Raw genomic sequence first — 20,806 nt, 5'->3', positions numbered from 1 at the left:
TCTTAGGAGGTATTTCAGAATGGATCGGAAGTTACCGTTTTCATCTTTAGTTGTTATTGGAACAATGTTATTCGCACTATTTTTCGGTGCAGGCAATCTTATTTTCCCTGCCCAGCTTGGACAGGCAGCAGGTACGAACTTCTGGCCTGCTGTAATTGGTTTTCTAATTACGGGTGTCGGTTTACCGTTTCTTGGAATTCTTGCAATCGGATTTTCTGGAAGCGCTAATTTACAAGATCTTGCAAGTCGAATCCACCCGTTGTATGCGGTCTTGTTCACCTCCGTGCTCTATTTAACTATTGGGCCATTTTTTGCAGCACCTCGAACAGGGGCGGTTGCGTTTGATATCGGGATTGTTCCTTTCCTAAATGGAGCTGATCCACTAATTCCGCGCTTTATCTTTACTGCACTCTTTTTCGGAATTACGATCTGGTTATCGTTGAATCCTCAAAAGATTGCAGATCGAGTAGGGAAATTTCTATCTCCAGCGATTATCATTCTGTTGCTTTTGTTACTGTCAGTTGCGCTGTTTTCACCAATGGGGTCTTTCCAGGCGCCAACAAGCACATACCTTTCAGGAGCATTTGGAAAAGGATTTACAGAAGGTTACAATACAATGGATGCCTTGGCTTCACTTGTTTTCGGAATTATCGTTATTACGATTGTTCGCTCCATGGGTGTGAAATCTAAGAAGGGGATTGTTGCCGCAACCTTTAAAACAGGTTTCGTTGCAGCTGGATTCTTAGGGGTTTTATACGTTGGGATTGCTTATCTAGGAGCTAGCAGTGTCCAATCACTTGGAATGCTTGACTCAGGTGGTGCAGTATTGACTTCTGTAGCCACTCATTATTTCGGACAAGCTGGACTTGTGTTACTTGGGGTTGTCATCTTACTTGCATGCCTAACAACGAGTGTAGGGCTTATGACAGCGTGCGGTGAATATTTCCATACACTGATCCCCGCAGTCTCTTATAAAGCGATAGTACTGTCGTTTACAGTGTTCTGTTTTATCGTTTCGAATATAGGGCTCTCTAACATCATTACTTACTCAATCCCGGTCTTGCTGTTCTTATATCCACTCGCAATTACACTCATGCTTCTAACCTTTGTGTCGCCATTATTTGGTCACGCTCGTATTGTTTACGTGGCGGTAACCGTTGTCGCGATGCTAATCAGTATTGTGGATGGCTTGTCTGCACTGGCAGATACATTGCCTGGTAGTAAGTTAGAAAATGTACTTGAACCAATTGTGACGTTCTATAGTAAAGTTCTTCCTCTCTATGAGAATGGACTTGGATGGCTACTTCCTTCATTGATAGTTATCGTTGTTTTTGGAACTATTGCAAGAGTGACGGGTATGAGCTCACAGCCTGCAGTGAATACAGAAAACGAATAATAGACACATAAAAAAACAGCACAACTTCTCAAATTATTTGAGAAGTTGTGCTGTTTTTGTTTCATCAGTAGCTTTAGGGAGTCCGCCGTCTTCTGTAAGGTTAGTGCATTCATGGAAAGCGAAATGAGTGCACCCTAAACATTTTTGATGATCAATTAATTGAAGTCCATATGTGATTGCTTCTCCCGTATGGTCAAAAAAGTGGGCTGGTCCGATCATATCGTAAAGGCCGGAATTCTGTAACATAGGTAATAGTGGATCTGAGATACCTAAAACCAGAATGATTCCGCCTTGTTTCTGGAAGTGGATAACAATTGAACGCAAATTCGCTTCGCCAGTTGCATCGATGAACGGGACATTTCCCATACGGAGTAGAAGCGCATTCGATTGATAATGGAGAGTGTCCATTATGCGCTGTTCAAACACTTGTGCAGCACCGAAAAATAGAGGACCTTCAATCGTATACATACTGAGCTGCGGGCAATCATGAGCAGCGTTGACGACATTTGATTGAACGGTCTCACTCGTTAATGTATGGTCTGGAAGAACTTTTGAAACGACTAATAAGTTACTCATCCGTTTTGCAAACAAGAATACTGCCAATATGAGCCCAACAATTACAGCTAGCGTGATGCTAGTAAATACCGTTAGCAAAAAGGTGACAGCAAGTACCAGAGAGTCTTCATTTTTCATCTTCAGGACACTTGCGACTTGTTGCCGCTCACTCATATTCCACGCGACAATCAGAAGCACAGGAGCCATGCTTGCTAACGGGATTGCAGATGCGTAAGGAGCTAGAAGAACTAATGTAAGTAGGACGAAGAGGCCGTGGATGATGCCCGAGATGGGCGAAGTCGCACCGGATTTGATGTTCGTCGCAGTTCTTGCGATCGCACCGGTTGCTGGAATGCCACCGAATAGAGGGGTAATGATATTTGCAATTCCTTGTCCGACCAGTTCCCGGTTGCTGTTGTGTTTTGTATTAGTCATTCCGTCTGCAACGACTGCGGAAAGTAGTGATTCGATTCCTCCGAGTGATGCAATGACAAATGCTGGGACGAGTAGACGTTGAACACGTTCCCAAGTGATTTCAGGAAACTGGAAGTGGGGGAGCTCACTTGGTATAGGACCAAAGCGAGATCCAATCGTTTCAATATGTCCGGGTAAGAAAAGTGAAGCAAGGACTGTAGTAAGGACTAATCCGAGGAGAGATCCCGGAACTTTTGGTAGGAATTTAGGTGTAAGTAGAATGATGGTAAGACTGGTTAGGGCAATAACAATACTAAATCCATTCACGGTGTTCATGTGAAGGACAATTTCATGCATGTTATCGATGAACTTCTCTTGTTTTTCAATACCTGTTAATCCAAAAAAGTTTTCAAGTTGACCGGAGAATATGAGGACAGCGATTCCAGCTGTGAATCCGATTGTGACAGGTCGAGGGATGAATTTAATGAACGTACCGATTTTGAAAACACCCATGAGAACGAGCATGATGCCTGCGAGAAACCCGGCGAGTAAGAGGTCTGTGTAGCCATAAGTAATAACGATACCGAAAAGAATCGGAACAAATGCGCCTGTAGGACCACCGATTTGAAACTTTGAACCACCGAATAGGGAGATTAAAATACCTGCGATACATGCTGTATAGATTCCGTATTCAGGCTTTACTCCTGAAGCAATGGCGAATGCCATTGCAAGAGGGATTGCGATGACTCCAACGATAACTCCTGAAAGCATATCTTTCTGTAGCTTCAAAAGAGAGTAATTCGAAAACCTTTCCGTAAACAAGTGATTCATGAAATCCCTTCTTTTTTTGATTATGCAGTGCAATGTAGCTTGGTGTGGGATAGCTTTCGCAGGCCAAATAGATTAAGTGGAAGAGGATAAGTCCTGTTCTTCCATAACTTCAAGCATTGTAAGAGTATCGATTAAGTGATTGTTGAATATTTGGCGTGCTGCTTCAAGTAGTTGAATAATAGATGGATCACGGAGTGAGTAAATTACACTCTTTCCTTTTTTAATACCAGCGACAATGTTTTTCGCCCGCAATACGCTTAGTTGCTGAGATACAGCAGATCCTTCACTGTTGACGGAGTTCTGAATTTCAGTGACACTTTTCTCGCCATTTGCTAGCACTTCAAGAATCTGAATGCGTAGTGGATGGGCCAACGCTTTGAAAAAGTCCGCTTTAAACTGTTGCATCGTTGTCATAAGAACACCTCGCTGTTATATATACATATTCAAATACTTGAATATGTGTGAAAAAAGTATAGTCCGATTTTTTACATTAGGCAAGACACAAAAATAACTTCCTTCGTGAATGAAGGAAGTCGGATGTTATTTCTTCAGTGATTGGAATTCGTTGATGGCACGGAGCCAGTTACCACGCATAAGTGTTGAAGCTTGCTCAGCACGGTTGTTTTTCAGCATATCGATGATTTCTTCATGTTCTTCAATCGACTGTTCTGTCAAAATGATCGAATTATGGAAGAAAAGTCGTCTGACGTGCACTTGGAGTGAGGCTGTAATCGATGTGATATAAGCATTAGCTGCAGCATCGACGATGACTTCATGGAACGCTTCGTCAATTTTCAACGCTGTAAAATAGTCTTCAATATGAACCGCATCTGCGAATTCTTTGTTTAATGAGCGTAATTCTTCAATGGTCTCGTTGGATACGGAAGGTGCAGCTAATTCCGCAGCAAGCGCTTGCATTGCAGCGAGAGGTGGAAGTAAATCATTGATGGAATCCGGTTCGACTTCAGTGACTTGCGTTGCTTTACCTGGGTACATTTTTACGAAACCTTGTACTTCCAATAGTTGAAGGGATTCACGGATTGGCGTTCGACTGACACCAAGTGCTTGTGCGAGCTCGCTATCGATTAATTTCTCTCCAGGTTTCAATGTTCCGTCAATAATCCATTGCTGTAGCTGATTGAATGCGCTTTCTTTTGCTGTTTGACGAGCTGGTTTTGTATGATTCTGAGGTATTGGCATTGCGTTCACCGTCCTGATCTGACTTTCTATTTCTACTATACAATACTTTCCTGCTAGAGTGAACAACTTGAGAACAATCTTTCCGACAACTGTAATATACCTCTTTTAATTGTAACGGGAATGGTGGTTAACTGTAATGTTTTCGTAATATTGGGCTGTTAACCTATACACAGACTTAAAAACAAGGGAGCGGAGCTTTTGAAGAAACTATTGTTTACGTTTATCTTAGCTACGGCACTAATGATCAGTGGAGCACATGAAAGTTCAGCAGCAGCGACAACTTACAAAGTGAAAAAAGGCGATACACTATACAAGATTTCTCGTGTGTACAATGTTTCTGTAAATAACTTAATGAAGTGGAACGGGATGTCTAAATCAGTCATTTATCCAAACCAAACATTAAAAGTAGTGAGCAATGGTTCAACTACAGCTGCAAAGAAACCGGCTAAAACGCCATCACGTTCTGATAATGATTCAGTAACAAAGCAATTTGTTGCAAATGCATCAGCATATACGGCTTCTTGTAAAGGGTGTTCTGGAATTACTAAAACGGGCCTTAACTTGAAAAAGAATCCTTCATTGAAAGTGATTGCAGTAGACCCTTTGGTTATTCCATTAGGTTCTAAAGTACACGTAGAAGGATACGGATACGCAGTTGCAGGAGACATTGGCGGTGCTATCAAAGGAAATCGTATCGATGTATTCATGGCATCACATAGCGATGCTCTCCAGTGGGGACGCAAAGCTGTACGTGTGAAAGTGTTAAACTAATTTTACGGAAAAAGGCTAGCCGGTTTACCCGGCTAGCCTTTTTTTTACCCTAAATGGTAAACTAATAATCATAGAGGAGTGATTTGAATGGATATTTATATCGTAACTGGTGCTTCAAAAGGTATCGGACAGGCATTATTCGGACAATTGCAACGTGATGATCAACTTGTGTTTGGAATTGCACGCAGCAATCCGAATGGCCATGAAAACTTTGAGGAGGTCGATTTAACTAGCCGGGGAAATAGAAAAGGTTTAATGGAACAGCTTCTAACCCCTTACCTTGCGACCGCTGATTCTTTTACGCTTATTAATAATGCTGGGACAGTAGAGCCGGTTGGTAAAGTGGGTACACTCGGTACTGAGGCCGTGCACCAGGCAATCGAATTGAATTTGACGGCTCCGATTGAATTGTCCAATGAATTCATTCAAGTGCTGAGTGATACGAACGTGAAGAAACAGATTGTCAATATCTCTTCAGGTGCTGGTCGGAATGCATATGAAGGATGGGGGATTTACTGCACAACGAAAGCAGGTCTCGATCGATTTTCACAAGTTGTCCGTTTGGAACAGCAACGCGTTACTCATCCAGTAGGGATTGTTTCGATTGCACCTGGAATTATCGATACCGGAATGCAAGAGACGATTCGTTCAAGTAATGTAGACGGATTTCCGATGCTTGACCAATTCATTAACTATAAAGAAGAAGGCAAGTTGAGAAGCGCTGAAGACACAGCAAAACTCCTGATTGAGTGGATAACAGACGAGGATTTGACTACAACGGAAGTGCTTGCGAGACTTGGTTAAGTGATTGACAAAGAATAGGTAGTTGATAAAAGCATTGCGATTAGCGATGCTTTTTTTTCGTTCATCCAGAGAGTAGAATTTAGATATGGGGTTAGTAGGTGGTGTGATAGGATGGTGGGAAATTAATAGTTGCTAAAATGCGTAGCTTTATTGTATTGAAAAAAGATATGATGTCCTAGTGAAATCTGAAAAGGAGATGCGCGATGAAGAAAGTAATTCTCATTCTCTTTTTACTAATTCTAGTAGTAAGTACGACAGGTTGTCTGTCAGCAATAAAAGGTCAAAAAATAACGATTTATAAACAACTAGGCGACGAAAGTAATTTCGAGGACTTCAGAGAAGTGAACAATAGGAAAGAAGTGAAAGAAGCGATACGAATAGTGAAAAGTGCGGATTGGCATCAATCGGAAATAGAAATTACAAGAACTGCAGATTATCTGTTCCAATTTCCAAGTAAGAATGATAGAAAAAATAAAATAGCTTCGTATTCGCTCTGGGTACACTCAGAAAATGAATTCTTAGAGATTGTTACAGATACAGATGAATATGTTCAATTGTCCAATGAAGATTCCGCTTCGTTATACCGGATTTTGATAGGGGGAGAACTAACTTCAGAATGAGTAACGTATAGAGGGAAGACGCTGTTGCTTTTGAACAAGGGGGAATCTCGTGAAACATCAGAAAGCGGTCGCGGATTCAGAGCGGAAGAGAGTCCGAAAAATAGTGTTGAGATTTTTGCTTGCAATTGGTTTGCTGATCGTAGTATTGGCCGGATATGCATTCTATTGGATATTTTTTGATATGAATCATTTTCCTACAGGAGAATTTCTAACAGAAGAGTCTTCGCCTAACGGGGCGTATACAGTAAAAGCGTTTGTAACGGACGGGGGAGCCACTACGTCGTATGCAATTCGAGGTGAATTGGTATCGAATGAAAAAAACAACATGCCAAAAACTATTTATTGGAACTATCGGGAAGATAGCGCAGAAATCATATGGCAGGATAATCATACAGTAGTCATCAATGGACATGTACTTGATGTGCGGAAAGACAAATATGATTTCAGACGTGAGTGATTTCTAAATTCTGTAAGAGGACCATTTCCAATCACTAGATAACAGTAGCCAACCAACAAAGCTAGAAATATAAGGAGTGGGGCTGTTGCAGAAGGTCATTTTATGATCTTCTGCAACAGCCCCATTTTAATTAAAGGTCTCATGTTGTGGGCCTACTCGTTTTCTCGATGACAAGTAAAAATGGTGGGTGATTTTGTTGGTTCACCACTTCGTATCGGACAACTTGATAGCGTTTTGCATGAAGTTTTCGGGCGAAACCTAAAACCGCTTCGCGTTCTTCCACACCGCCTGGGTGACCATCATATACCGCGATTGTAATCATCCCGCCAGGTTTTAGCACTTGAAGGGTTGCCTCAAGCGCTTGCACGGTAGTATCTGGCTGAGTAATGACTGCTGTCTCGTGTTGGTTAGGGAGAAATCCTAGGTTGAAGACAGCAGCTGTTATACCTTCTGGGACATAGTCTTTGATACGTGTGTGACTGTCCAGTATTAACTCAGTACGGCTGTATAGATCGCCAAGACGAACTTGAGTCGCTTCAAGCGCTTGTTGTTGAATATCGAATGCGTACACTTTGCCGGTTGGACCTACTGCTTGTGCTAGGAAAATCGTGTCGTTGCCATTGCCCATTGTAGCATCGACCACAATGTCTCCTTCTGAAATCACTTCTTTTAGCAGCTGTTTGGAGTGTGGCAAAATTCGCCGCAAACGAAAGCCGCCACCCCTCACAGGGGAGCGACCACTTTATTATAATGTTTTCCTTGCCAACTGTCGCGACGTTCCAATTCACGGGAGATGTCGTTCAACACATCCCATTTCGTAACACTCCACATGGGACCGATAAGTAAGTCAATCGGACCGTCACCTGTAATGCGATGCACAATCATTTCTGGAGGCAGCATCTCAAGCTGATCCACGACCAAGTTCACGTAGGTTTCTTGATCCAGGAATTCGAGTAATCCTTTTTCATACTGCTTGACCATTGGTGTTCCTTTTAATAAATGAAGCAAGTGAATCTTGATGCCTTGCACATCTAGCTTTGCCACTTCGCTCGCGGTTTCTTTCATCATCTCTAAATCTTCACCTGGCAGTCCATTTATGATGTGAGTACACACATTGATATTATGGTTGCGTAGCTTTTGGACGCCTTCTTTATACAGTTCGAAGTCATGAGCGCGGTTGACGAGCTTTGCTGTTTTTTCATGAACCGTTTGCAATCCGAGTTCAACCCATAAGTAAGTACGCTCATTCAGCTCGGCAAGATATTCTACAACGTCGTCAGGAAGACAATCGGGACGCGTTGCGATCGATAAGGCAACAACACCTTCTTGAGCAAGTGCCGCTTCAAATTTCTCTTTTAACTTTTCAAGTGGGGCATGGGTATTCGTATAGGCTTGGAAATAGGCCATATATTTTCCGCTCTTCCACTTTTTATGCATGCGGTCACGGATTTCAGCGAATTGGACATCTATCGGATCGACACGATCTCCAGCGAAATCACCAGATCCTGCAGCACTACAAAATGTGCAACCACCGAATGCAACGGTACCATCACGGTTTGGGCAGTCAAATCCTGCATCGAGCGCTACTTTAAATACTTTAAAACCAAATCGGTCTTTCAAATGACGAGACCATGTATGATAGCGTGTCCCGTCAGACGGAAACGGATAGTTGTTTTCTTCCATTAGAACCACTCCTTAAAGTGATAGTGTACCATCTTTTTACGGACAATCATCATCTGAATTATTGAACTTTAATTTTATCTTGTCAATATGGAAAGATAAGCATAAAATCATACTGAACTTGTTAGATAGGAGGGGACTATTCTTTGCCTAAGAAAGTCTGGCTTTTAATTATTGGAATGTTTGTGAATGTAATCGGCAACTCATTTTTGTGGCCGTTAAATACAATCTATATGCACAATTATTTAGGGAAGTCTTTGTCCGTTGCGGGTTTGGTATTGATGGCGAATGCAGGAGCAGGCGTCGTTGGTAATCTACTTGGCGGTTTTTTCTTTGACAAAATTGGCGGTTATCGGTCTATTATGGCTGGGACACTAATCTCAATTGGTGCGTTAGTCTGGCTGGTAATTGATCATTCTTGGGGTCCATACGTCGTGTTACTGACGGTACTCGGATTTAGTGGTGGCATCATCTTCCCAGCTTTCTATGCGATGGTTGGAACAATTTGGCCTGAAGGTGGACGACGCTCGTTCAACTCGATTTACTTGGCACAAAACGTCGGTGTTGCAATTGGACCGGCACTTGCAGGATTTTTGGCTGCGGTCAACATCGATTACATCTTTACAGCGAATCTAGCCTTCTATGTGCTGTTTTTATTTATTGCATATTTCTTTTACAAAAAGATGAGCATTTCTCCAGAAGTCCATACGTCGATTTTAAAAGAGAATACAGGCATCAAGAAAAAGGCACCATTCATAGCGTTACTGATTGTAATGATCGGCTATTTACTAACTTGGCTCGTGTATTCACAATGGGCGACGACAATTTCGGTTCATGCAACTTCTGTTGGAGTCACGTTAACGCAGTATAGCTTCATCTGGACTATTAATGGGTTGCTGATTGTCATTGGACAACCAATCATTAAACCACTTATCGTACGGTTGGAGGACAAAGTGAAGACGCAAGTGTTGCTAGGTCTTGGGATTATGGTAGCGTCATTCTTCGTAGTAAGCTTTGCCAACACATTTAATGTGTTCGTCATTGCGATGATCATTTTGACGTTTGGGGAAATGATTGCATGGCCGGCTTTCCCGACTCTAGCAGATCAGCTTTCACCAAGAGGGAAAGAAGGGTTTTATCAAGGAATCGTTAATTCTGCAGCTACTCTCGGTAAGATGATAGGCCCGATTGCTGGAGGGATTCTTGCAGATATATACGGTGTTCAGATTGCATTATGGGTATTAACAGGGTTAATGAGTCTCGCTCTCATCCCGACCTTGCTTTACGATGTACCGTTAAAACGTGCTGGATATGTACCGAGAAGCAGATAATGCTTTTCGGTTTTTTTGTGTTTAATTGCAAAATACGAAATGGTCTGATTAAATGAGAGTTAGCATTTGCTTCATAATTGCATGTGTACAGGAGGTTTGTCAGATGAAAACGATTTACAAATCCGCTAGGGAAGCAGTGGAACCGATTCAAGACGGGATGACTCTGATGGTTGGAGGATTCGGGCTTGTTGGGATTCCGGAACAACTCATATTGGCGCTAGTTGAAAAAGGTGTCAAAGATTTGACGATTATTTCAAATAACTGTGGCATCGACGAATGGGGCCTCGGTCTTCTATTAAAGGAAAAGCAGATTAAGAAAATGATTGCTTCTTATGTAGGAGAAAACAAAGAATTTGAGCGTCAAGCTTTGTCAGGAGAACTTGAAGTGGAACTGACACCTCAAGGAACGCTCGCTGAGAAGATCCGTGCAGGTGGTGCAGGTATTCCTGCGTTTTTCACACCGGCTGGAGTGGGTACTGAAATTGCGGATGGCAAGGAAATCCGTATGTTCAATGGCAAAGAATATGTACTCGAGGAATCATTGACTGCTGATTTTTCACTCGTGCGTGCGCTAAAAGCTGATACCTTCGGAAATTTGGTTTATAACAAAACTGCTATGAACTTCAACCCGATGATGGCAGCTGCTGGACGGGTGACTATTGCAGAAACTGAAGAGATTGTAGAAGTCGGTCAGTTGGAAGCAGGATTCATCCACACACCGAGCATTTACGTCCAAGGATTGCTGCAAGCGAAGCAAGAAAAACGTATTGAACGATTGACGACTCGATAAGGGAAGGGGACGAACCACAATGACAACAGCGAATTCCAGAGAACTGATAGCACGGCGCGCAGAAAAGGAAATATCGAATGGGGATTATGTCAATCTAGGGATCGGCATGCCGACTCTTGTTGCGAATTACATATCCCCTGACAAGACGGTCGTCTTACAGTCTGAGAACGGATTACTAGGGATTGGACCATTTCCTACAGAAGACGAAGTGGATCCTGATCTCATTAATGCTGGTAAAGAGACTGTGACAGCTAGTATAGGCGCAGCTTATTTTGACAGTGCTGAGTCATTTGCAATGATACGAGGGGGGCATATTGATGTTGCAATTCTCGGTGGTATGGAAGTATCCGAAAAAGGTGATCTTGCTAACTGGATGATCCCTGGGAAAGTGATTAAAGGGATGGGCGGCGCAATGGATTTGGTACATGGTGCGAAGAAAATCATTGTGATTATGGACCATGTATCCAAAAAGGGAGAGCCTAAAATTAAAAAGCAATGTGACTTGCCACTGACAGGTAAACAAGTGGTGAATCTCATTATCACAGAGCGTGGGCTGATTGAAGTGACGCCTGACGGACTGGTGTTAAAAGAAGTATTTGAAGGCTATACTGTCCAAGAGGTCGTGGATTCAACAGGAGCAGATTTAAAGATAGATGTCAAAGCGTGAGGGTTCCTCATGAAAAGCTTGTCATTACCCTTTCATTCCAGTAAAATGAATACCAATAGAGTTTGACATTGACGGAGAATAGTAGACAGGAATGACCTTTTCAGAGAGCTGACGATGGCTGCGAGTCAGTAAGGAATCCTGGTGAACTCACTTCCCGAGTCTGCACGTTTTAGAATCGAATCGTGCCGTTTTTTCCGCGTTAAGGAGTCAAGTTGGGCGGTGTATGCCGTCAATTTGGGTGGTACCGCGGGAACCTGTCTTCACTCTCGTCCCTTGTTTAGTGGGGACGGGAGTTTTTTTATTTTGAATAGGAGGAACTGGATTATGAGCTACAATCATCTTCAGATTGAACAAAAATGGCGTGACTATTGGAAAGAAAACAAAACGTACAAAATGACGGATGATCCGTCTAAACCGAAATTTTACGCATTGGACATGTTCCCATATCCATCAGGTGCTGGACTTCACGTCGGTCATCCCCTTGGTTATATTGCAACGGATATATTGAGTCAGTACAAACGGAAGCAAGGATATAATGTTTTGCATCCAATGGGGTGGGATGCATTCGGTCTTCCAGCTGAACAATATGCACTGGATACTGGAAATGACCCGGCTGAATTCACAGCAAAAAACATCGCGACATTCAAACGCCAGATGGATGAGCTAGGATTCTCTTATGACTGGGATCGTGAAGTCAATACGACAGATCCGAAGTATTACAAGTGGACACAGTGGATTTTCATCCAGTTGTATAAGCGTGGCCTTGCGTATATGGACGAAGTAGCTGTTAACTGGTGTCCCGCACTTGGAACAGTACTTGCGAACGAAGAAGTTATCGATGGTAAATCAGAGCGTGGCGGTCACCCTGTAGAACGTCGTCCGATGCGCCAATGGGTGCTTCGTATTACGGAATACGCAGATCGCTTGCTAGAAGATTTGGATGATCTTGACTGGCCGGAGAGCTTGAAAGATATGCAACGTAACTGGATCGGCCGTTCTGAAGGTGCTCAGTTAGCGTTTTCTGTTGATGGCAGTGAGCAGTCATTTGATGTCTTCACAACACGTCCTGATACGATTTTTGGTGCGTCATATGCAGTACTAGCACCAGAGCACAAATTGGTCGATAAAGTTACGACTCCAGAGCAAAAAGAAGCGGTTGCTGCCTATTTGGATAAAGTGAAGCTGAAGAGTGATCTTGAGCGTACTGATCTTGCGAAAGAGAAAACAGGCGTATTTACAGGTGCGTATGCGGTGAATCCTGCTAGTGGCGATAAGATGCCAATCTGGATCGCTGATTATGTGCTTGTGTCATATGGAACTGGTGCAATCATGGCAGTCCCAGCTCACGATGAGCGCGATTACGAATTTGCAAAAGAATTCGGTTTGGAGATTACTGAAGTAGTTTCTGGCGGAGATATCGAAAGTGAAGCATATACAGGCGAAGGCACTCATGTGAATTCAGGCTTCTTAGATGGTTTAGGAAAAGACGAAGCAATTGAAAAGTCGATTGCTTGGCTTGTTGAAGAAGGTAAAGGCGAGAAGAAAATCACGTATCGTTTGCGGGACTGGTTGTTCTCACGTCAGCGTTATTGGGGCGAGCCGATTCCAATCATCCACTGGGAAGACGGGACAATGACTGCAATCGACGAATCTGAATTGCCACTTGAACTTCCTGTAACAGGCGATATTCGTCCAAGCGGAACTGGTGAGTCTCCACTTGCAAATATCACAGAGTGGGTCAACGTAGTCGATCCGAAGACTGGCATGAAAGGTCGTCGCGAAACGAATACAATGCCACAATGGGCGGGTAGCTGTTGGTATTACTTACGTTATATTGATCCAAACAATGATGACATGCTAATCGATCCTGAACTTGCGGAGCGTTGGTTGCCGGTTGATATTTACGTAGGAGGAGCAGAACACGCAGTTCTTCACTTGTTGTATGCTCGTTTCTGGCACAAAGTGCTGTATGATATCGGTGTTGTCAAAACGAAAGAGCCATTCCAGAAGTTGTTCAACCAAGGAATGATTCTTGGTGAAGGTAACGTGAAGATGTCGAAATCCATCGGGAATGTTATTAATCCTGATGATATCGTTCACTCACATGGTGCAGATACACTTCGTATTTACGAAATGTTCATGGGACCACTCGAGGCATCAAAAGAATGGTCGACGAACGGATTAGATGGTTCACGTAAGTTCCTCGATCGGATTTGGCGCTTGTTCGTCAATGAAGACGGAACACTTGGTAGCAAGATTGGTGGAGAATCTGATGGAACCCTTGATAAAGTCTACAACCAGACAGTTAAAAAGGTATCGGAAGACTTCGAAAGCATGCACAACAATACGGCAATTTCGCAGCTAATGGTATTCATTAATGAATGTTATAAAGCGGATCGCGTGCCAACTGCATATGCAGAAGGTTTCGTATTGCTTATGTCACCAATTACGCCTCACTTGGCTGAAGAGCTTTGGGAGAAGTTGGGTCATGATGATACGATTACGTATGCGTCTTGGCCAACATTCGATGCGGATAAGTTAGTGGATGATTCAGTGGAAATCGCTGTACAAATTAACGGTAAAGTCCGTGCCAAGTTAGTGGTCGACAAAGATATTACTAAAGAAGAGTTGGAAAAAGTAGCGCTTGCAAACGAAGACGTTCAAAAATGGATTGATGGCAAAGAGTTGAAGAAAGTCATCGCAATTCCAGGACGCCTAGTTAATATTGTAGCGGTCGGATAATTCTTGTTGCACGGAAGAGGGATGGTTCTCTCTTTCGTGTTTTTTTGTGAGGATTTTTTGAGGCGGGAGTGTGGTAAAGAGTGCAGGGAATCGGAAAAATGCGGGACGTTATCGGAAGTATAGCAGGTGGAATCGGCATGATCGTGTAATGAATCGGAAAGATGGTCAAATTCATCGGCATCAGCCTACAATCCACGCTCTAGAAGGGATTAATTGGTAGCGCTTCGCTTGTTGAAAAATGTTGAGTTGTTAACATGAAAAAGGACTCTCCATGACTGTCATGGAGAGTCCTTGCTTATTAATTACTCACAATTTCAGAAGCACGTAAGCTTGCATTCATGCCAGCGAGTCTTCCTGTAACGAGCGCTGACGTAATATTATAACCACCTGTATAGCCATGGATATCCAAAATCTCTCCGCAGAAATAGAGGCCGTCTTTTTTGCGTGATGCCATTGTTTTCGGTTCGATTTCTTTCACAGAGACACCGCCACCTGTAACAAATGCCTTTTCAATCGGTTGTGTGCCGTTCACTTTCATCTGGAACGTTTTCAGTAGATTGGCAAGTTTACGGATCTTTTCGGAAGAGAATGTATTCGCTGGTTCGTTTGAGTCCATGTCGGCTTGTTCGAACAAGAATAACAACCAACGTTCAGGTGCGATTCCTTTAAGCGCATTCTTCAGCGCCTTCTTCGGATCATCCTTCAAAGCAGCTGTTAACAGCTGGAACACTTTCTCTTCATTATCATCCGGCAACACGTCGATTTTTATGATAACGGGTTGGTCGCCGTTTTTCATACGTTCTTTTACGACATATTGACTGCACCGTAAAATGGCCGGGCCGCTCAGTCCAAAATGGGTGAACAACATGTCCATCTGATGCGTTATAAGTGTTTTCCCTTTACCATTCAATACAGAAACAGCTGCGTCACGAAGAGCGAGTCCTTGGAGTTCCTTAGCGACAATGAATTTCTCGTTGGAGAGCAAGGGAACTTCCGTAGGGTACAACGTTGTTACGGTGTGCCCTGCTTGTTCAGCCCAAGGATAACCATCTCCCGTACTGCCCGTGTGGGGAACCGCTTTACCGCCAACTGCAACAACGACGGATTTCGCGTGGATCTCTTCTCCGTCCAATAAACGGACGCCTAGGATTTCTTGCTCATTCATGAGCAACTTTTTCACTTTCGTTTCCGTCCTGATTTCAACACCCAGTCGAGCCATTTCGCTCAGCAACGCATTAACCACATCTTTTGCCTTATTGGAAACAGGAAACATCCGTCCATGATCTTCTTCTTTCAATGCCACACCGAGACCCTCGAAAAACGCGATGATGTCTTCGTTGTTAAACACCGAAAACGGTCCGTATAGAAATCTTCCGTTGCCGGGGATATGCTTCACGATCTCTTCAACAGCAAGACGATTCGTAACATTGCATCGTCCACCGCCTGATATTGCCAACTTATTGCCAAGCTTTTTTCCTTTATCGAGTAACAGCACACGGTTGCCAGATTCTGCTGCTGCTATCGAAGCCATTAATCCGGACGGTCCGCCGCCAATAATAATTACATCATACATTTCAATCACACTTTCAGTTTTTCTACAGTATACAACACAAATGGGGATAAAACATTGTGAAATATGTCCCTGCGGAGTAAACTGATAAGTAGTTTAAGGATAGGAAGGAACAAATTCATGGCATCTAATCTACTTAAGGGCACAGCGATTTTAACAATCGGCCTCTTTTTATCGAAAGCACTTGGGCTTTTGTACGTAATTCCTTTCTACAGCATTGTGGGAGAGAAAAACTTAGCCCTCTATCAATACGCTTATATTCCATACAATATTGCACTATCTATTGCGATTTCGGGGGCACCTCTTGCGATTTCAAAGTTCGTCTCTAAGTATAATGCCCTTGGAGATTACGCCACAGGTAGAAAGTTATTAAGGTCGAGCGTCAGTATTATGGCGGTAACAGGTGTACTGTCATTTCTGGCGCTTTACTTTTTGGCAGAGCCGCTTGCTCACCTAGTCATTAAAGATGATGAGCAAATTTTCACGATTGAAGACATTGCATCTGTTATTCGTTGGGTGAGTTATGCACTTCTTGCAGTTCCGATTATGAGTGTTATGCGCGGATTCTTGCAAGGGTATCAAAAGTTTGAACCCACCTCGGTGTCACAACTTGTGGAACAAATCGTGCGAATTGCGGTTGTATTGATCGGTGCATATGTAGTTGTAAATGTATTAGGTGGATCACCTAAAACTGCAGTGAAATTCGCAGTGTTTGCTGCATTTATCGGGGCACTCGCGAGTATGGCAACGTTAGCGTTGTATTGGCGGAAATATCGCACGGAAATGAATATATTGCTTGCAAACAGCCCGCCTGCAGGAGAACTGCCAGTTTCAACAATTTACAAAGAAATTGTTACGTATATTTTGCCATTTGTATTAGTAGGTGTCATTAATCCGCTATACCAATTTGTTGATATGATAACGTTCAACGGGACTATGGCTTCAATTGGTCTTGCAAAAGTAACGGATACTTACTTGACGATGCTAAACTTCCTGACCCACAAAGTGGTCATGATTCCCGTCATGGTAGCGACAGGATTTTCAATGGCACTCATTCCCGTCATGACGAATTATTACGCAAAAGGTGACCAAAAGGGAATTACTCGTTCACTCGATCAGACTTATCAAATCATGTTGTTCTTGACGATTCCAATGGTTGTCGGACTTATGGCACTCTCAAGCGAAACGTATCAATTCTTGTACGAACAAAATCCAATCGGTGCAGAAGTGTTAAGAAGTTACGCTCCAGCTGCCATTTTGTTTGGAATGTATACGGTCACAGCTGCAATAATGCAAGGGGTTGATCGTCACAAATGGATCGTATTCACTTCGCTCTTAGGCTTGTTAGTCAAACTTATTTTGAACGTTCCGCTTATTAAAATGTTTGAAGTGCAAGGAGCGATTGCTGCGACCATTATTGGATATACAGTAGCTGTAGGTGTGAATATTTTTGTCATTAAGAAAGAATTACACTACCAATCGAAACTCGTCGTAAGACGTACAATCTTAATACTCTTCTTTAACGTCATCATGCTAATTGCGGTTCTTCTAACGAGAGCAGGACTTTATGCAATTCACGTGCCTCAAGGGAAGCTGCAAGCATTGCTCTATCTGATGATTTGCAGCGCTGTAGGTGTAGTTGTATATGGGTTCCTATCAGTCCGAAGCGGACTTGCGCAAAAAATACTTGGCGATCGAATTACACGGATTACAAAGAAACTCGGTTTGGGGAGATCATAAATGAGACTCGATAAGCTACTTGGAAATAATGGGTTTGGTACGAGAAAAGACGTGAAACAATTAGTTCGTAAAGGGATAGTACGTGTGAACGGGGCGACGGAGAAAGATCCCGGTGCCCACGTTGACCCCGAAATTGACATAGTGGATGTACTTGGAGAACGTGTCATTCATCAGGAATTTATCTATCTAATGATGAACAAACCACCTGGTGTCATTTCAGCAACTGAGGACAAGTGGGACCAAACCGTTATTGATTTGTTAGATGAAGACGCACAGCGGTTTGAACCGTTTCCAGTGGGTCGTCTGGATAAAGACACAGAAGGCTTGCTCATCATTACGAATGACGGGAAAATTACGCATGAATTGCTTTCTCCAAAGAAGGACATACCAAAAACGTATTACGCTAAAATTGATGGTGTAGTAACTGAGGATGATAAGAAAGCTTTTGCAGAAGGCGTAACGCTTGAAGATGGTTTCCATACAAAACCAGGAATCCTGAACATTTTAGTTTCCGATACTATATCTGAAATTGAATTGACGATTACTGAAGGGAAATTCCATCAAGTGAAGCGGATGTTTGAAGCAGTAGAAAAGACAGTGGTTTACTTGAAGCGTTTATCGATGGGGGAATTAGAGCTAGATGACTCACTTGAGCTCGGTCACTATCGTGAGTTGACGATGGACGAGTTGGAGAAATTAGATCCACGAAAAAAGGGCTGAATTGCTAGTAGCGATTCAGCCCTTTTTTTGAGGCTGGGCGGCCTTAAAGAACCGTTAAGAAGGCAATTTCACTTTTCTTGCTGTCGTTGTCCATTGGCCACGAACCGGACTCGTAATGAGGTCATTATACTCAAGGACGTTCAAATCCCGTTGAGCGGTACGCGCCGTGATGCTAAATTCTTGGACTACATTCTCTGTGGTGACAGTACCATTACCATGGATGAACAAATAGACATCCTTAATACGGGTCAGCATTCGGTCTGTAGCAGGATTCAACTGTGAACCACTCCTTCATCATCAATTTCCAATAGACTTGGCTTTGAGACGTGGAAATGTTACGTTAGCTGCTTGAAATCGCCTTTGATCCGCACACCCTCTCCAGCAAATTTTAGTCAGACTGTTTGTTCTGACAATATTAGTATAGCGTATTTTTTGAAAAAAGTAATCAATAGTTGCTTGTTAATAACTCCTATTTTAGAAATCGATTGTTCTTTATTTTCTATAGAGAACGTGGGAAAATGAAGTGAACTGTTTTGACAGCAAACGAACGCTCGCAAAATGTCTTCAAGTCACATACACTATAGGTAAATAATCGAGAGATCATATGAAAGCGAGAGGAGCACAACAATGACAATTTATTTCAACAATGGGGTTTATCAAAATAAAGAGGACGTAGGCGTTTCGATAGACGATAGAGGCTATTATTTTGGGGACGGCGTTTACGAAGTCATTAAAATTTATGAGGGTCAATTGTATACAGCGCATGAGCACTTTACCCGTTTTTTACAAAGTGCACAAAAAATCCGGTTAGACCTTCCTTATACTGTCGATGAATTCATGGAAATAGCAGGGAAACTAATGGTGGACAATGGTATAGTAGAAGGGCACGTCTATATTCAAGCAACTCGAGGTGTTGCACCGCGGATGCACAACTTCCCTGGAATAGACAGCAAGCCGTCAATCACGGCTTATGCTATTGATAATCCACGTCCACTTTCTAAATTGAAAGAAGGAGTGGCAGTGAAAACTGTCGATGACATTCGCTGGTTACGTTGCGACATTAAGAGCTTGAATTTATTAGCAAACGTCCTTGCAAAGCAAGATGCTTATGAAGCAGGATGTGCAGAAGCAGTCTTCGTTCGTGAAGGAATCGTTACGGAAGGATCTTCATCCAACATGTTTGGTGTGAAAGATGGAATTCTCTATACGCATCCAGCGAATAACCTAATTTTGAACGGGATTACACGTCGTGTAGTTTTGAAATGTTGTGCTGAGAACAGTATCGGTGTCATGGAAGAGCCATTTACGTTGGAGCAGTTCAATGACATGGACGAAGTATTCCTGACATCCACAACTTCTGAAATTACGCCTATCATTTCAATCGATGGACGAACGATCGGTAATGGTGAACCGGGACGTATAACAGAACGGTTGCAGCACGTATTTGAACAAACGATCCAACACCCTTCACATAAACTTAACTGAACTAGAAAGCGCAGGTGAATCGAAAGATGGCACAACTTGTCAAAATGCTCGATTACGTCTCGCGTTATGAACATGACCTTTCTCGTTATACCACCCAATTCATTCGACTGAAACGCTCTCAATGGGAGCGTATGAAGACACAGTGGGATAACGGAGTAGATTTAGCCAGTTGGCAAATTGCTGCTGATGATGAAACACGATCGGAACCGAATATATCCGTAGAGGGAGTGCGCAAAAAACGTTTCTTAACGTTGTCACGCTTCCTACCTTTTCGTAAGGACGAATCAGAAGCGGCGTCTGAAGAAAAGGTTTCGGATCAGGAGGACGAGTTACAGTTCACACCTAACATAATCCAAGATCCACGCTCTCTCCAGCAGCTGCGCAAGTTGTATATCGATCAACTGTTTCACTTCCAGCTGAAGTGGGCGAGTTCCACACTTACGGAGAGATCGCGGATTGACGGGAAGTTCATGCAGGACAGGCTGTTACACGATTTCCTCGAGCATTTACCGGATAGCTATTTATTATTCTATTATCCAGTATTGAAAATTAAGAAAGCACCCGTAGAGTTGGAAATTATTATCATGACGCCTGTAGAGTGCATTTGCATTACAGTACTTCAAGTGGAAAACGGTTCTGTCTTAGTCGGGAGTGGGGAACGCTTTTGGGATAAAAAACTTGGAGAGAATGAGTCAAAGCTACTTAACCCAACAATCGGTTTAAACAGAATGGCTAAGATTGTGTCCAATCTATTTGTAGCGGCTGAAGTTGAAGTTCCCATCCGGAAAGTGTTGCTAACTGTAGAAAGTTATATCGATTATCCAGGTGCTTCTTATGATATTCAGCTAGTAGATAAAAGAGACTATCCGAGGTGGTTGGAAAAAGCGAAGAACTCCAGTATTCCAATGAAGTCCATGCAATTTAAAGCAGCCCAAGTCATTCTAGACCTTTGTCAAACAACAGCTGCGAGCCGGTTATTTGAAACAGAGGACGAACAAATGGAAAACGAGCAAGAAAACTAATAATGATGAAG

General features: G+C 42.8%; 20 protein-coding genes and 1 other annotated feature. Of the genes, 13 read left to right on the top strand and 7 right to left on the bottom strand.

Annotation, left to right across the window (positions count from 1 at the left end):
* The first annotated feature begins 19 nt into the window (after nt 1-19).
* A complete protein-coding gene (gene brnQ, locus ACRPI0_RS09420; protein ID WP_432352323.1) occupies nt 20-1,396 on the top strand; it encodes a branched-chain amino acid transport system II carrier protein in 1,377 nt (458 codons plus the stop codon).
* A 33-nt stretch (nt 1,397-1,429) separates the two neighbouring features.
* Here brnQ and ACRPI0_RS09415 read toward each other — a convergent pair whose 3' ends face one another.
* The 3 genes from ACRPI0_RS09415 to ACRPI0_RS09405 form a co-directional block, all read right to left on the bottom strand.
* Nucleotides 1,430-3,196 (bottom strand): SulP family inorganic anion transporter, encoded by a 1,767-nt coding sequence (locus tag ACRPI0_RS09415; protein WP_432352321.1) that lies wholly within the window; start codon nt 3,194-3,196, stop codon nt 1,430-1,432.
* Between the two features lie 72 nt (nt 3,197-3,268).
* Nucleotides 3,269-3,610, bottom strand: a complete 342-nt coding sequence (locus tag ACRPI0_RS09410; RefSeq protein ID WP_432352319.1) for an ArsR/SmtB family transcription factor — start codon at nt 3,608-3,610, stop codon at nt 3,269-3,271.
* Nucleotides 3,611-3,736: 126 nt separating this feature from the next.
* Nucleotides 3,737-4,396, bottom strand: coding sequence for a GntR family transcriptional regulator (locus tag ACRPI0_RS09405; protein ID WP_432352317.1), 660 nt, complete (start codon nt 4,394-4,396; stop codon nt 3,737-3,739).
* Nucleotides 4,397-4,594: 198 nt separating this feature from the next.
* Between ACRPI0_RS09405 and ACRPI0_RS09400 the strand changes: the two genes are divergently transcribed.
* The 4 genes from ACRPI0_RS09400 to ACRPI0_RS09385 all read left to right on the top strand — a co-directional run bounded on the left by ACRPI0_RS09400 (nt 4,595) and on the right by ACRPI0_RS09385 (nt 7,048).
* The gene (locus tag ACRPI0_RS09400) at nt 4,595-5,167 is read left to right on the top strand and encodes a 3D domain-containing protein (RefSeq protein ID WP_432352315.1); all 573 of its coding nucleotides are present in this window, start codon (nt 4,595-4,597) and stop codon (nt 5,165-5,167) included.
* 87 nt (nt 5,168-5,254) lie between these two features.
* The gene (locus tag ACRPI0_RS09395) at nt 5,255-5,971 is read left to right on the top strand and encodes an SDR family NAD(P)-dependent oxidoreductase (RefSeq protein WP_432352313.1); all 717 of its coding nucleotides are present in this window, start codon (nt 5,255-5,257) and stop codon (nt 5,969-5,971) included.
* A 203-nt stretch (nt 5,972-6,174) separates the two neighbouring features.
* Nucleotides 6,175-6,591: a hypothetical protein gene (locus ACRPI0_RS09390; RefSeq protein ID WP_432352311.1), complete on the top strand. Its 417-nt coding sequence runs from the start codon at nt 6,175-6,177 to the stop codon at nt 6,589-6,591.
* A gap of 49 nt (nt 6,592-6,640) precedes the next feature.
* The gene (locus tag ACRPI0_RS09385; RefSeq protein ID WP_432352309.1) at nt 6,641-7,048 is read left to right on the top strand and encodes a DUF5412 domain-containing protein; all 408 of its coding nucleotides are present in this window, start codon (nt 6,641-6,643) and stop codon (nt 7,046-7,048) included.
* A 139-nt stretch (nt 7,049-7,187) separates the two neighbouring features.
* On the opposite strand, the gene ACRPI0_RS09380 is transcribed toward ACRPI0_RS09385, so the two are convergent.
* Together ACRPI0_RS09380 and ACRPI0_RS09375 are read right to left on the bottom strand one after the other, a co-directional pair.
* A complete protein-coding gene (locus ACRPI0_RS09380; RefSeq protein WP_432352308.1) occupies nt 7,188-7,742 on the bottom strand; it encodes a class I SAM-dependent methyltransferase in 555 nt (184 codons plus the stop codon).
* A gap of 29 nt (nt 7,743-7,771) precedes the next feature.
* Nucleotides 7,772-8,731 carry a TIGR01212 family radical SAM protein gene (locus ACRPI0_RS09375; RefSeq protein ID WP_432352306.1) on the bottom strand — a complete coding sequence of 320 codons (960 nt, stop codon included), beginning with the start codon at nt 8,729-8,731 and terminating at the stop codon, nt 7,772-7,774.
* Between the two features lie 143 nt (nt 8,732-8,874).
* Here ACRPI0_RS09375 and ACRPI0_RS09370 point away from each other — a divergent pair, with 143 nt between their 5' ends.
* The 4 genes from ACRPI0_RS09370 (at nt 8,875) to leuS (ending at nt 14,258) form a co-directional block, all read left to right on the top strand.
* Nucleotides 8,875-10,059 carry an MDR family MFS transporter gene (locus tag ACRPI0_RS09370; RefSeq protein WP_432352304.1) on the top strand — a complete coding sequence of 395 codons (1,185 nt, stop codon included), beginning with the start codon at nt 8,875-8,877 and terminating at the stop codon, nt 10,057-10,059.
* A gap of 103 nt (nt 10,060-10,162) precedes the next feature.
* On the top strand, nt 10,163-10,849 hold the full coding sequence (locus ACRPI0_RS09365) for a CoA transferase subunit A (protein ID WP_432352303.1): 687 nt from the start codon (nt 10,163-10,165) through the stop codon (nt 10,847-10,849).
* A 19-nt stretch (nt 10,850-10,868) separates the two neighbouring features.
* Nucleotides 10,869-11,516 carry a 3-oxoacid CoA-transferase subunit B gene (locus ACRPI0_RS09360; protein WP_432352301.1) on the top strand — a complete coding sequence of 216 codons (648 nt, stop codon included), beginning with the start codon at nt 10,869-10,871 and terminating at the stop codon, nt 11,514-11,516.
* Between the two features lie 59 nt (nt 11,517-11,575).
* Nucleotides 11,576-11,793 (top strand) — a binding site (T-box leader).
* Nucleotides 11,794-11,840: 47 nt separating this feature from the next.
* The gene (leuS, locus tag ACRPI0_RS09355) at nt 11,841-14,258 is read left to right on the top strand and encodes a leucine--tRNA ligase (protein ID WP_432352300.1); all 2,418 of its coding nucleotides are present in this window, start codon (nt 11,841-11,843) and stop codon (nt 14,256-14,258) included.
* A gap of 298 nt (nt 14,259-14,556) precedes the next feature.
* Here leuS and ACRPI0_RS09350 read toward each other — a convergent pair whose 3' ends face one another.
* Nucleotides 14,557-15,831, bottom strand: coding sequence for an NAD(P)/FAD-dependent oxidoreductase (locus ACRPI0_RS09350; protein WP_432352298.1), 1,275 nt, complete (start codon nt 15,829-15,831; stop codon nt 14,557-14,559).
* 117 nt (nt 15,832-15,948) lie between these two features.
* On the opposite strand from ACRPI0_RS09350, the gene ACRPI0_RS09345 reads away from it, so the two are divergent.
* Both ACRPI0_RS09345 and ACRPI0_RS09340 read left to right on the top strand, forming a co-directional pair.
* On the top strand, nt 15,949-17,568 hold the full coding sequence (locus ACRPI0_RS09345; RefSeq protein WP_432352297.1) for a putative polysaccharide biosynthesis protein: 1,620 nt from the start codon (nt 15,949-15,951) through the stop codon (nt 17,566-17,568).
* Entirely contained in the window at nt 17,569-18,288 is a 720-nt protein-coding gene (locus ACRPI0_RS09340; protein WP_432352296.1) for a pseudouridine synthase, read from the top strand.
* A 54-nt stretch (nt 18,289-18,342) separates the two neighbouring features.
* On the opposite strand, the gene ACRPI0_RS09335 is transcribed toward ACRPI0_RS09340, so the two are convergent.
* On the bottom strand, nt 18,343-18,564 hold the full coding sequence (locus ACRPI0_RS09335; protein ID WP_432352294.1) for a DeoR family transcriptional regulator: 222 nt from the start codon (nt 18,562-18,564) through the stop codon (nt 18,343-18,345).
* A 351-nt stretch (nt 18,565-18,915) separates the two neighbouring features.
* Here ACRPI0_RS09335 and dat point away from each other — a divergent pair, with 351 nt between their 5' ends.
* Together dat and ACRPI0_RS09325 are read left to right on the top strand one after the other, a co-directional pair.
* Nucleotides 18,916-19,773 (top strand): D-amino-acid transaminase, encoded by an 858-nt coding sequence (dat, locus tag ACRPI0_RS09330; RefSeq protein ID WP_432352292.1) that lies wholly within the window; start codon nt 18,916-18,918, stop codon nt 19,771-19,773.
* A gap of 26 nt (nt 19,774-19,799) precedes the next feature.
* Complete coding sequence (locus tag ACRPI0_RS09325) at nt 19,800-20,795, top strand: NERD domain-containing protein (protein WP_432352290.1); 996 nt, start codon at nt 19,800-19,802, stop codon at nt 20,793-20,795.
* The last annotated feature ends 11 nt before the right edge of the window (nt 20,796-20,806 follow it).

The organism is Sporosarcina sp. A2, assembly GCF_050858885.1.
Taxonomy (GTDB): Bacteria; Bacillota; Bacilli; order Bacillales_A; family Planococcaceae; genus Sporosarcina.
This window is presented reverse-complemented; position numbering and strand designations above follow the sequence as displayed.